The 12,819-nt window shown below is 29.1% G+C and carries 13 protein-coding genes; 11 read left to right on the top strand and 2 right to left on the bottom strand.

Going from position 1 to position 12,819, the window contains the following annotated elements; all coding sequences use genetic code 11:
* Genes AAQM_RS12015 through AAQM_RS11965 form a run of 11 tightly spaced genes read left to right on the top strand, consistent with a single transcriptional unit; the run spans nucleotide 1 to nucleotide 11,791 of the window.
* Nucleotides 1-582, top strand: a complete 582-nt coding sequence (locus AAQM_RS12015) for an NADH-quinone oxidoreductase subunit J (protein WP_129095165.1) — start codon at nucleotides 1-3, stop codon at nucleotides 580-582.
* The gene (gene nuoK, locus AAQM_RS12010) at nucleotides 579-878 is read left to right on the top strand and encodes an NADH-quinone oxidoreductase subunit NuoK (RefSeq protein WP_128986315.1); all 300 of its coding nucleotides are present in this window, start codon (nucleotides 579-581) and stop codon (nucleotides 876-878) included. Before AAQM_RS12015 ends, nuoK begins: the two co-directional genes overlap by 4 nt.
* A gap of 2 nt (nucleotides 879-880) precedes the next feature.
* Nucleotides 881-2,740 carry an NADH-quinone oxidoreductase subunit L gene (gene nuoL, locus AAQM_RS12005; protein WP_129095164.1) on the top strand — a complete coding sequence of 620 codons (1,860 nt, stop codon included), beginning with the start codon at nucleotides 881-883 and terminating at the stop codon, nucleotides 2,738-2,740.
* 12 nt (nucleotides 2,741-2,752) lie between these two features.
* A complete protein-coding gene (locus AAQM_RS12000) occupies nucleotides 2,753-4,279 on the top strand; it encodes an NADH-quinone oxidoreductase subunit M (RefSeq protein ID WP_129095163.1) in 1,527 nt (508 codons plus the stop codon).
* A complete protein-coding gene (gene nuoN, locus AAQM_RS11995; protein WP_129095162.1) occupies nucleotides 4,279-5,784 on the top strand; it encodes an NADH-quinone oxidoreductase subunit NuoN in 1,506 nt (501 codons plus the stop codon). The genes AAQM_RS12000 and nuoN overlap by 1 nt, the downstream gene beginning before the upstream one ends.
* A gap of 59 nt (nucleotides 5,785-5,843) precedes the next feature.
* Nucleotides 5,844-6,332, top strand: a complete 489-nt coding sequence (locus tag AAQM_RS11990; RefSeq protein WP_129095161.1) for a transglycosylase SLT domain-containing protein — start codon at nucleotides 5,844-5,846, stop codon at nucleotides 6,330-6,332.
* Nucleotides 6,333-6,345: 13 nt separating this feature from the next.
* Nucleotides 6,346-7,212: a menaquinone biosynthesis family protein gene (locus AAQM_RS11985; RefSeq protein ID WP_129095160.1), complete on the top strand. Its 867-nt coding sequence runs from the start codon at nucleotides 6,346-6,348 to the stop codon at nucleotides 7,210-7,212.
* A 3-nt stretch (nucleotides 7,213-7,215) separates the two neighbouring features.
* Entirely contained in the window at nucleotides 7,216-8,001 is a 786-nt protein-coding gene (locus tag AAQM_RS11980) for a UDP-N-acetylmuramate dehydrogenase (protein ID WP_129095159.1), read from the top strand.
* Nucleotides 8,002-8,055: 54 nt separating this feature from the next.
* Entirely contained in the window at nucleotides 8,056-10,416 is a 2,361-nt protein-coding gene (gene topA, locus AAQM_RS11975) for a type I DNA topoisomerase (protein WP_129095158.1), read from the top strand.
* A 3-nt stretch (nucleotides 10,417-10,419) separates the two neighbouring features.
* On the top strand, nucleotides 10,420-10,932 hold the full coding sequence (locus tag AAQM_RS11970; protein ID WP_129095157.1) for a metallophosphoesterase family protein: 513 nt from the start codon (nucleotides 10,420-10,422) through the stop codon (nucleotides 10,930-10,932).
* Nucleotides 10,889-11,791, top strand: coding sequence for a biotin synthase (locus tag AAQM_RS11965; RefSeq protein WP_412784045.1), 903 nt, complete (start codon nucleotides 10,889-10,891; stop codon nucleotides 11,789-11,791). Before AAQM_RS11970 ends, AAQM_RS11965 begins: the two co-directional genes overlap by 44 nt.
* Nucleotides 11,792-11,839: 48 nt before the next feature.
* Here AAQM_RS11965 and AAQM_RS11960 read toward each other — a convergent pair whose 3' ends face one another.
* Together AAQM_RS11960 and AAQM_RS11955 are read right to left on the bottom strand one after the other, a co-directional pair.
* Nucleotides 11,840-12,580 (bottom strand): AMIN domain-containing protein, encoded by a 741-nt coding sequence (locus AAQM_RS11960; RefSeq protein ID WP_129095156.1) that lies wholly within the window; start codon nucleotides 12,578-12,580, stop codon nucleotides 11,840-11,842.
* Nucleotides 12,577-12,819, bottom strand: a complete 243-nt coding sequence (locus AAQM_RS11955; RefSeq protein WP_129095155.1) for an FtsB family cell division protein — start codon at nucleotides 12,817-12,819, stop codon at nucleotides 12,577-12,579. The genes AAQM_RS11960 and AAQM_RS11955 overlap by 4 nt, the downstream gene beginning before the upstream one ends.

The raw sequence follows: 12,819 nt of genomic DNA, 5'->3' as shown, positions 1-12,819 counted from the left end.
ATGTTTGAAGTTGTAGCTTTTATAATTTTTTCGGTTTTAACTATTGGTATGTTTGGTATTACTGTTTTAACTAACAATGCTTTATATGCTTTAAGTTCTTTGGCTGCTGGAATGATATTTATTTCAGGATTTTTCTTTTTATTAAATGCAGACTTTTTAGGAGCTGTTCAAATAGTTGTTTATACAGGAGCTGTTATGGCTCTTTATGCTTTTGGTATGATGTTTTTTGACTCTTTATCAGAAGTAAAAGAAAAAATCAAAAATCCAAGATTGGTATTTTTACTTTCTGGAATGGTAGCATTAATTGTAGTTGTTGTTTTAATTGCACCAATTATAGGTCAAAATATTGAAGCAAATTATCCTGTTCATCCTGAATATGGAAATAGTGTGGATGTAGGACTTGTATTATTTACAAAATATTTACTTCCATTTGAATTAGCAGCCATTATGCTTTTGGTTGCAATGATTGGTGGAATTGTACTTGCAGGAAAAAAAATGGATTACTCTTATTCAGAGATGAAAGAAGAAGAAATTGATGAAAAAATCAAACAAGATGAAGCATCACAAAAGGATGTTAAATGACACTTAATGCCTATTTAATACTTTCAACGCTCCTATTTTGTATAGGATTAATTGGTGTAATTAGAAGAAAAAATGTTTTGATGCTTTTTTTCTCAACTGAAATTATGTTAAATGCTGTAAATGTTGGTTTTGCTGCAATTTCTAAATTTCATGGAGATTTAACAGGTCAAATGTTTGCATTTTTTATTATTGCAGTTGCTGCAAGTGAAGTTGCTATTGGACTTGGATTGTTGATTCTTTGGTATAAAAGAACAGGTTCTATTAATTTAGATGATATAGCTGGGATGAAGGGGTAATTATGGAAAAATTTGTATATATAGCTCTTTTTGCTCCTTTAATAGGTTCTTTGGTTGCTGCACTATTTTCAACTCAACCAAAAACAGCCTTTACAGGATGGTTTACTTCTTTTATGTTAGCTGTATCAATGTATGCTTCATTAAATTTGTTGCATTATGTTTATACAACAGATATCTCTTTACATGTAAATCTATTTGATTGGATAGTAATAGGTAACTTAGATATTCCTTTTGGTTTTGTGGTTGATCATGTTTCAGTTGTTATGATGAGTGTGGTAACAGTTGTTTCTACAATGGTTCATATTCACTCTATTGGATATATGGAACATGATAAGGGATTTAATAGATATTTCTCTTATCTTTCAGCTTTCGTTTTTTCAATGTTAGTTCTTGTGATGGCTGATAACTTTGCTGTTTTATTTATAGGATGGGAAGGTGTTGGAGTTTGTTCATGGTTACTAATTGGTTTTTGGTACCACAAAGAATCAGCTACTTGGGCAGCTAATGAAGCATTTATAATGAATAGAGTTGGAGATTTAGGTCTTTTACTTGGAATGTTTATTATTTATTGGAATATTGGAAGTTTACAATATGATATTGTGTTTGCTCAAGTATCAACTCTTGAAACAAGTACACTAATTTGGATAGGTGTTTTATTATTTGTAGGAGCAATGGGAAAATCAGCTCAATTTCCACTTCATACTTGGCTTGCAGATGCGATGGAAGGACCAACACCAGTTTCGGCATTGATTCATGCTGCAACGATGGTAACAGCAGGAGTTTATTTAGTTGTAAGAGCAAATGAACTTTATACTTTAATTCCAGAGGTTGGTTATGCAATTGCTTGTTTAGGAGCATTTGTTGCAATATTTGCAGCAACTATGGCTTTAGTAAATAATGATATGAAAAGAATCATTGCATATTCAACGCTTTCACAACTTGGGTATATGTTTGTTGCGGCTGGTTTAGGTGCTTATTGGGTTGCATTATTTCACTTAGCTACACATGCATTTTTTAAATCAGTATTATTTTTAGGTGCAGGAAATGTTATGCATGCTATGAGTGATGAACTTGATATTAGAAAAATGGGTGGTTTACATAAGAAGATGAAAGCTACTTCAATTATTATGATTGTAGCATCACTTGCACTTGCTGGAATCTTCCCACTTGCTGGATTCTTCTCAAAAGATAAAATTTTAGAAGCTGCATTTAATGCTGATGCAATTATTTTATGGGGAACTTTATGGATAACAGCTGGATTAACAGCATTTTATTCATTTAGACTTGTTATGAAAATATTCTTTGGTGAACAAAACTATTCAAATGATGAATTCCATCCTCATGAAGCAAAAGGTTTTGTAATAGCTTCTATGATACCACTTGCAGTTTTAGCTGTAGTTGCTGGAATGTTTGAACATCAGTTTGTAGAGTTTGTAACAAAAATATTACCAACATGGGAAGCTTCAAATCTTAATAATGCAACTATTTGGATTTTGATTTTAGTTACAAGTGGTGTAGCTATTTTAGGTATTTTAGTTGCTGTGTTTAAATATAGAAATGGTGGATTTAGTAAATCATGGGAAGATACATTTATTTATAGATTATTGAGTAATCAATATTATATTCCAAAAATTTATGAAGTTTGTATTTCAAAACCATACTATGCGATTTCAGTTTGGATATTTAAAGTTATAGAAGTTAAATTAATTGATGCTTCTATTGATGGATTAGCACATTTTGTAAATAAATTAGGGGTAAAAGCTAGAATAATTCAGTCTGGTAATTTATCATCATCATTAAGACTTATGGTATTTGGATTAATTTTAGGATTAGTTCTTGCCTTAGTTTTATCGGTACTTTAAGGGGTTATGTAAATGGAAAATATTTTATCGATGTTGATATTTTTTCCTGCAGCTGCAGCAGTTGTTGGATTTTTGATTCATAAGGATTCAATGAGACAATTTGGAGTTGTAGTTACGGTTGTTGAGTTTGTTTTAGCACTATTAATGTGGTACTACTTCGATACAAATGTTGCAGGAATGCAGTTTGTTCAAACACTACCTCTTATAAGTTCTTATGGAATAAATTATATAGTTGGAGTAGATGGGGTTTCTATATTTTTAATCATAATGATTACATTTATGACAATGATTGCAATTATTGGATTAACAGAAAAAAAAGATGTAAAAAACCTTATTATTACGATGTTGTTTTTAGAAATGACAATGGTTGGAGTATTTAGTTCTTTAGATGTTGTTTTATTTTATATTTTCTGGGAATTAACACTAATTCCAATGTTTTATATTATTGGATTTTGGGGAGCAGAAAAAAGATTTTACGCAGCAATTAAATTTTTCCTATATACATTTATAGGTTCTTTAATTATGTTAATTGGTATCTTATATTTTGGATATGTTTATAATCAAACAACAGGTGTTTGGAGCTTTAGTTTACTTGACTGGAATAGTGTTGTATTACCATTTGATTTACAACTTTGGTTATTTATAGCATTCTTTTTAGGATTTGCAGTAAAAGTTCCAATGTTTCCTTTTCATACTTGGTTACCAATTGCACATGGTCAAGCACCAACAATAGGTTCTATTATTTTAGCAGCTGTTTTACTAAAAATGGAAACTTATGGATTTATTAGATTTTCGCTTCCACTATTTCCTGATGCGAGTGTTTATTTTGTAGGATTTATGGCAACATTAGGACTTATAGCTATTATTTATACTGCAATGTTAGCTTATGCTCAAGAAGATATGAAACAAATGATAGCTTACTCTTCTATTTCTCATATGGGAGTTATTACTCTTGGAGTTTTTGCTTTAAATGTTGAGGGTATTTCGGGGGCTGTTTATTTAATGATTGGACATGCAATTGTTTCAGGAGCTTTATTTATGTGTGTTGGGGTTTTATATGATAGACGACATACAAAAATGATAAAAGATTTTGGTGGATTAGCACATAATATGCCTGTTTTTGCAGTGGTTTATATAGTTGTTTTAATGGCATCTATTGGACTTCCTTTAACTATTGGATTTATTGGTGAATTTTTATCTTTATTAGGATTCTTTAAATACTCTCCTATAATGGCATTTATAGGAGCTTTAACGATTGTTTTAAGTGCAATTTATATGTTAGCAATGTATAAAAAAGTATTTTTTGGAAAATTAGTAAAAGAAGAAAATAAATCTATGAAAGATATTTTTGGAAGAGAATTAGTTGCTCTTGGGTCTTTAGTAGTTTTAATCATTGCTCTTGGAATATATCCAAAAGTGATTTTAGACCCATTGAATACTTCTGTTACTCATCTTACAAAAGTTATGGAAATAAAAGCAGTTAATGAAGATACAAAAGAAAAACTAAGAGCTTTAAACTCTATTGGGGAGGTTAAATAATGATTGAGCCTATTAACGTAAGCCTAGAGAGTTTAAATCTAGGAACAATAGTACCTATGTCTGTTGCCATTATTGGTGCTTTAGCTATTATATTAACTGATATATTTAACACTAATAAACATAAATCTCTTTATGTAATTTTGGTAGTTCTATTTTTAGTATTTGATTTATTTACTCTTTTAGCATTTAGTGGTGATGAAAGAGGAGTATTTGATATTATGCTTTTAGATGGGATAGCAGTTTTATCTCAATGTATAATTATAGGTGGAGGAATACTTTTTGTTCTTTTAGGTTTATCAAAATTAAGATTTCAAGAGTTTAGATATGCCGAATATTTTGCACTTTATCTTTTAGCAATTGCAGGATTACAGTTTATGGTTAGTTCTGACTCTTTGATTATGATTTTTGTTGGACTTGAAACATCATCTCTTGCTTTATATACAATGATTGCTATGCATAATAGAATGGTATCTATTGAAGCTGCTATTAAGTATTTTACAATGGGTGCTTTAACGGCTGGATTTTTTGTATTTGGATCTATGATATTTTATGCAATTACAGGAAGTGTAGAACTATCTCAAATAGCACAAGTGGTTACTCAAGATGGATTCTTATCAAAAGAGAATTATGCTAATTATGTATTAGTTTTAGTTGGATTTGTATTTATGTTTGCTGCTCTTGGATTTAAACTATCTTTATTCCCATATCATACTTGGGTTCCAGATGTTTATCAAGGTTCAACTTCAGCAATGGCAGGATTTTTATCGGTTGTTCCAAAAATGGCAGGATTTGTTGTTGCTTTAAGATTTTTTGAGATATTTATTCATGCAAATGATGCAATTATTCAAACTATGCTTTATGTAACAGTTATTTTAACAATGACTATTCCAAATTTAATTGCTTTACAACAAAAAGATATAAAAAGAATGTTAGCTTACTCTTCAATTTCAAATGCAGGTATGGCAATGGCTGCTATTGTAATTGGAACACATCAAGCAACAACAGCACTATTTTTATATTGGATTTTATTCACAATTACAAACTTTGGAGCATTTGGTATGCTTTGGTTAAATAGAGGAAAAGAGTATAACGATTATGAATCTCCATATACATTTAAGAAGTTCTCAGGACTTGCTCAAATTTCTCCATTTACAGCATCGATTTTAGGATTATTTTTATTTGCATTAGCTGGACTTCCACCTTTTGCACTATTTTGGGGTAAAATGTATTTAATAGCAAGTGCTGTAAATGCAGGGCATATTGCTTTAGCTGTGATTATAGTATTAAATTCAGCAATTGCAGCATACTACTATTTAAGACCTGTTTCTTATATGTTTTTAAGAGATCCAGAAGTAGGAATTAGTAATACAAAGTTTATGCAAAATGCAACAACACCAATGAAATCAGTAGTTGGTTTGGCAGTTCTTTTAGCAATAATCTCTATTTTATTGGTTGAGCCTTTATTGAATATTATTGGTACATATGTTACTAATTCAGGATTTTAATCCTATTTACAAGTTCTAATCATTTGGAAAAATGATTAGAATTATTGTAAACTTCATCTATGAAAAAAATCTTACTTTTAATTTTTTTAGTTTTTAGTTTTAGTTATTCAAACTCTTTGGGATTAACAAATACAGATTTAATAATTTTAAAGAAAATAAAAACATTAACTGATGATACCATGATGAAATATACTTTAATGGCAATTGCAATAAAAGAGTCTTCAGTTGGCAAAAAACAAATAAATAGTGTAAGTAATGATTATGGACTTTTTCAATCAAATATAAAAAGTGTTATTAGAAGACAAAAAGTTGAAGATAATATACAAAATAGAAATTATTTTGCAAAAAAACTTTTAACAGATGTGGGATTTGCAACAGCAAATGCTATTGTTGAGATTGATTATTGGCGAGAAATTCATAAAGAAAATTGGGTTAGAATTTGGGCAAGTTATAATACAGGCTGGAGATTTAATAGCAATACGGGTGTTTTATATGCAAGTTCTATCTTTGATATAATCAAGAAATTAAAATTTGAATATGATTTATAAATAAAAAGGAACGATTTTGAAAAATATTAGTGTAGGACATTCACCTGATGCAGATGATATTTTTATGTATTATGCAATTAAATTTGGTTGGGTGACTCCAGATGATGCAAAATTTGATAATATAGCTTTAGATATAGAGACATTAAATCAGGCTACATTAAAAGGTGTATATGATATTTGTGCAATCTCTTTTGCTTTATATCCTTTTGTTAAAGATGATTACGCACTTTTAAAAACAGCTGTCTCTTTTGGTGAAGGTTACGGACCAAAACTTATAAAGAAAAAAGGAACTGTTCTTAAAAAGAATTTTAAAGTAGCTCTTAGTGGAGAATTTACAACAAATGCACTTTTGTTTAAAATTGCTTATCCAAATGCAAGAATTACATATATGAATTTCTTAGATATTGAAAAAGCAGTTCTTGATGGAACAGTAGATGCAGGTGTATTAATTCATGAATCAATATTAACTTATGACAATGAATTAGAAGTTGAACGTGAAATGTGGGATGTTTGGTTGGAATTAAGTGGTGGTGGATTACCTTTACCTCTTGGCGGAATGTGCTTACGTCGTTCAATTCCTCTTAATAATGCAATTAATTATGAAAATACACTTATAAAAGCTGTTGAAGTTGCAAATAAAAATAGAAAAGTTTTAGCTCCTATGCTTTTAGAAAAAGGTTTAATTAGAGTTGATGCGCCAACGCTTGATAAATATTTAGATTTATATGCAAATGATAATTCAGTTAAAATGAGTGAAATACAATATAAAGCACTTGATAAATTATTTGAACTGGGATATAAAAATGGTTTTTATCAAAATTTGATTAAAGCAGAAGATTTTTTAATACCAAGTGAATATGAAGAGTTAAGAGCAAGATAATTGATGCAAAATAGTATTAGAACAATAGATTTTACAAGATATTCATCAATAAGAATTGGACCTACATTAGATGTTTTAGTAATTAATGAAATAGGTGATTATAGTGATTATCAAATTATAGGACGAGCTAATAATTTATTAGTTTCACAAAATACAGATAAAAAATTTGCAATTTTAGGTGAAGCGTTTGATTATATAAGACAAGAGGGAAATAAACTATATGTTGGTTGTGCAACAACAAGTGGAAAACTTTTAACATATACAAGAAAACATGATATTAAAAACTTAGAATTTTTAGCAAAACTTCCAGGAAATTTGGGTGGTTTGGTAAAAATGAATGCAGGATTAAAATCTTGGGAAGTTTTTAATTATATAGATAGTATAAAAACAAAAGATGGTTATATAAAAAAAGAAGATGTTGATTTCTCATATAGAGAAACTAAAATCGATACAATAGTTTATGAAGTGGTTTTTAATATTGAATATGGTTTTTCAAATGAGATGTTAAAAGAGTTTACTAAAATGAGAGATAATCAACCTCATATTGCAAGCGCAGGAAGTTGTTTTAAAAATCCAAAGGGTGATTTTGCAGGAAGATTAATAGAATCTGTTGGTTTAAAAGGAATCAAAAAAGGTGATATGAGTTTTTCTGAACTTCATGCAAATTTTTTAGTAAATTATGGCAATGGAACTTTTGATGATGCAATTTATTTAATAAATTTAGCAAAACAAAAAATAAAAGATAAGTTTGAGATAGATATAGAGGAAGAGATTATAATTTACAACTAAAATTAATTTATTTATGTTAGAATGCAAACTCAAAAAAATGTTAAGGTACTTTTAGTGAAGAATTTAGTAATAGTGGAGTCCCCAGCAAAAGCGAAAACAATATCGAAATTTTTAGGTAGTGATTTTACGGTTATGGCTTCGATGGGGCATGTAAGAGATTTACCAAAATCAAGTTTAGGGTTTGACCCAGATGATAATTTTAAACCAAAATATATGGTTACTGCTGATAAGAAAAAAGTTATAAGTGATTTAAAAAAACACATTTCTAAAGATACCACAATTTACCTAGCAGCCGATGAAGATAGAGAGGGAGAAGCCATAGCTTGGCATTTGATCCCTGCATTAAAAATAGAAAATAATCCAATAAAAAGAATAGTTTTTCATGAGATTACAAAAGACGCAATCTTAGAAGCTTTAGCACATCCAAGAGATGTTGACCAACACTTAGTTGACGCTCAACAAGCAAGACGTATTTTAGATAGAGCAGTTGGATATGAACTTTCACCACTTTTATGGAAAAAAGTAAGATATGGTTTAAGTGCAGGAAGAGTTCAATCAGTTGCAGTAAGAATTATAGTTGATAGGGAAAATGAAATAAGAGCATTTATTCCAGAAGAGTATTGGAGAGTAAAAGCTGATTTTATAAATCCTGAATTAAAAACAGAATTAGCAAAGATTAATGGAAAAACAGCAAAAGTAGAAAATGAACAAGAAGCTTTAAAAATAGAAGCAAGTTTGAATCAAGGTATTTACAAACTTGTTGATATTGAAGAAAAAGATAGCACAAGAAATCCTGCAGCTCCATTTACAACTTCTACTTTACAGCAAGAAGCAAGTAGAAAACTTGGACTTTCAGTAAAACAAACAATGGTTATTGCTCAACAACTTTATGAAGGAAATGTTGGTAATATTCCAAATCATACGGGTGGTTTGATTACTTATATGAGAACTGATTCTTTGAATCTTTCAACAGTTGCCACAACTGCTGCAAAAGCTGTTATTGAAGAAGAGTATGGAAAAGAGTATGCTTTAAGTAAACCAAGAGTTTATAAATCAAAATCAAAAGGAGCTCAAGAGGCTCACGAGGCAATACGTCCAGTAAATCTTGCATTAAAACCAAGTATGATTAAAGCATATGTAGACCCTTCTCAATATAAACTTTATAGTTTAATTTGGAAAAGAACACTTGCAACTCAAATGGCACAAGCAAAAATTGCAAATACAACATATAAAATTGAGGCAGGAAGTAATAAAGAGTTTGAATTTCAAGTAAAAGGTCAAAGGATTATTTTTGCTGGATTTATGAAAGCTTATACAGAAGGTAGTGATAATCCAGAAGCTGCACTTGATAGCACTGAAAAAATTCTACCAAATATTAAAATTGGAACAGTTTTAGAGTTAGAAAAACTTGAAAGTGAACAAAATTTTACAAAACCACCTGCACGATATACAGAAGCTTCTTTAGTTAAAAAGTTAGAGAGTGAAGGAATTGGACGTCCATCAACTTACGCTCCAACAATTTCTACTATTCAAGCAAGAGAATATGTAACGAAAACAGAAGATAAAAAATTGATTCCAACGCCAACAGGTGAGATTGTAAATAGCTTTTTAGTTGACCATTTTTCAGATATTGTAGATTTAGGATTTACAGCTAAAATTGAAGAAGAGTTTGATGAAATTGCTGAAGGGAAAATTGCTTGGGAACAAGTAATGAAAGATTTCTATGGAAATTTCAAAAAAACAATTGATGAAAAAGAAAGTAGTGTTCAAAAAGAGGATTATTTACAAGTTAGAGAAATAGGAATTGACCCAAAAAGTGGGAAACCAGTAAGTGCACGTGTGGGAAGATTTGGTCCTTTTGTTCAAATTGGAACAAAAGATGATGAAGAAAAACCAAAATTTGTAGCAATTCCTGAGCATTTAAATATGGATACTATTACATTAGATGAAGCATTATTTTTATTTACTCTTCCAAGAGTTGTTGGTGTTGATAAGAATGGAGATGAAATTAAAGCAAATATTGGAAGATTTGGACCGTATTTACAAGTTAAATCAAAATATTATTCTTTAAAAACAGATGACCCATATATTGTTGATTTAGCTAGAGCAGAAGAGATTATTAAAGAGTTAGATGAAGCAAAAGAAAAATCTACAATAAAATCATTTGATAAAGAAAAGATACAGATTTTAATAGGACAATATGGTCCTTATATTAAACAAGGTAGAAAAAATTATAAAATTCCTAAAGGTATTGAAGCAAAAGATTTAACTTTAGAAGATTGCCTTGAAATAATAGAAAAAGATTCAAAATCTACTACAAAAAAAACAGCAACAAAAAAAGCTTCTGTTGAGAAAAAAACAACAACAAAAAAAACAGTTGCTAAGAAAACTACAAAAAAAAGTGCCGATAAATAGAGTATGATTATTGGCATTTTATCAGATAGTCACCTAAAAAGTGACTATACTAAAGAAGTTATTGATTATCTGAAATCACAAGGTTGTGAATATCTTATTCATGCTGGTGATTTATGTATAGAAAAAAATCTTCAGCTTTTAGAAGAATCAAATCTTAAATATATTGCTGTATTTGGTAATAACGATAGAGCTTTATTAGAATTGTCTTCAAAATATAATATAAAATCTGAACCTTATTATTTTAAAATAAAAAATAAAAGATTCAAATTAATGCACCTTCCTTATCATTTAACTCCTGATGTTGATATAGTTATTTTTGGTCATACTCATATTTTTGAAAAAGATTATAAAAATAAAACTCTATTTATAAATCCAGGTGAAGTTTGTGCTAGGGAAAAACCTTTAATTGAGTGTGTGAAACTTGAGATTAAAGAAAATGAGTATATAATCACGCGATATTTTAGAGATATAAATGAAAAAAATTTTAAAAAAGAAGAGTATAAATATGAACAATAATGAAGAGATATTTTTATGTGCTATTTGTAATGTTGAGAGTGGTACTTGTAATGAAGATTGTAAATTCTGTACACAAAGTGTAAGATATAAAGCAGATATTCAAAGATACAAATTGAAAAGTATAGAACAAATAATATCAGAAGCAAAACAAGCAAGAGCAAATGGTGCAGTTGGATTTTGTTTAGTTACAGCAGGTCTTGGATTAACTGATAAAAAAACAAAATTTATAGCTGAAGCAGCACGAGCTATAAATAAAGAAAATTTAGGACTTAGATTAATTGCATGTAATGGAACAGCTACAGTTGAGCAATTAAAAGAGTTAAAAGCAGCGGGTATTAGTAACTATAATCATAATTTAGAAACATCAAGAGATTTCTATCCAACAATTTGTACAACGCATACTTGGGATGAAAGATATCAAACTTGTTTAAATGTAAAAGAAGCTGGATTAAAACTTGTTTGTGGTGGTATTTTTGGAATGGGAGAAACACAAGAAGATAGAATTTCTATGCTAGAAGCTATAAATTCTTTAGATCCTATGAATGTTCCTTTAAACTTTTTCCATCCAAATGAAGCTTTACCAATTGTAAAAAATACAATAAACAAAGAGGAAGCTTTTGAATTAATCACTCTTGCTAGAAAAATGATACCAAATGCTCATAAAATAATGGTTGCAGGTGGTAGAGAAGTTATGTTTGGTGATGACCAATATGAGATTTTTAATAGAGGTGCTAATGCATTTGTTATTGGAGATTATTTAACTACAGCTGGGAAATCTCCAAAAGATGATGTTGAAGCATTAGAAGCGTTAGGATTTAAAATAGCTAAAAACTTTCATGTAATGCCGGACGAAAAATAGAGATATTTTATAGAAGGAGTAAATATTTAAATATTTATTCCTTTTTTATTAGTTCTTTTTTGTGATAGTTATTATATTGTCGTTATAAGTAACATCATAATTTGAAGGTTTATTTACAAGTTCAACTGCAACTCTAAAAAATCCTTCTGTTTTATGATTTCCAACTGCTATTTTCTTGAAAGTTTTTGAGTCAATCTCATCTTTTTTTGTATTAAAATTTACTTTTGCTTTATAATCTATTACTAGTTTATTCTCTTTTATAACAGAAAATTTTTTTGATACTTTATATTCTGTGTGGATTAATAGTTTATTATCATTGTATTCAATTTTTAAAAAAGGAAGAATGTTTTTTGCAACTAATGCATCATCTACACTTACATCAGGTCTTGGTTTTACATACACAACTTGTTCAGGTTCTGCTATTTTAGTATTTGCTAACTCTTTTTTCACAATTTCTTTTGTTTTTTGTTCTGTTTGTGATTTTGTTTTTTGAATTAAAGAGTCTACTTCTTGCTTTGAATAAGTTTTTGGTGCAGGTTTTTCTTTTGGAGTTACACTTTTTTGTTCAACACTATTTTTATTTGCATTTGTATTATTTCCCATTTGCTGTTGCATTTGTTTTATATACTGAGCTTCTTGTATTCCTTCTACTGTGTTAGGTGTTTCATTTAATTCAAGCATTTTTCCAGACTCTTCTTCAAAAGTGTCAATCATAGAAAAAGGATTTTCTCTTGCATTTAAATTTAATGCTAATAAGCTTGCTAATGTAAATAAAAATAAAGTTTTCATTCTTCTGGCTCCAAGTTTTTTAATTCAAAATACTCTTTTTGTAAATAGGCATTTTCTCTTTGTAATCTTGATATTTCACTTTCAAGATACTCTTTTTTATGTTTTAAAGAGTTATAAACTTGTAAAGAGTTATCCCCAAATAAAACTATAACTGAGTGATAAGAAAGATATATTGTAGCAATAAGTGAAATTATCGCTACAAAAATAAAGCTCTTAAACCCAGTTGATTGTTTTTTCAT

The organism is Arcobacter aquimarinus, assembly GCF_013177635.1.
Lineage (GTDB): Bacteria > Campylobacterota > Campylobacteria > Campylobacterales > Arcobacteraceae > Aliarcobacter > Aliarcobacter aquimarinus.
The sequence above is the reverse complement of the archived record's forward strand: the minus strand, read 5'-3'. Positions and strand labels throughout refer to the sequence as shown.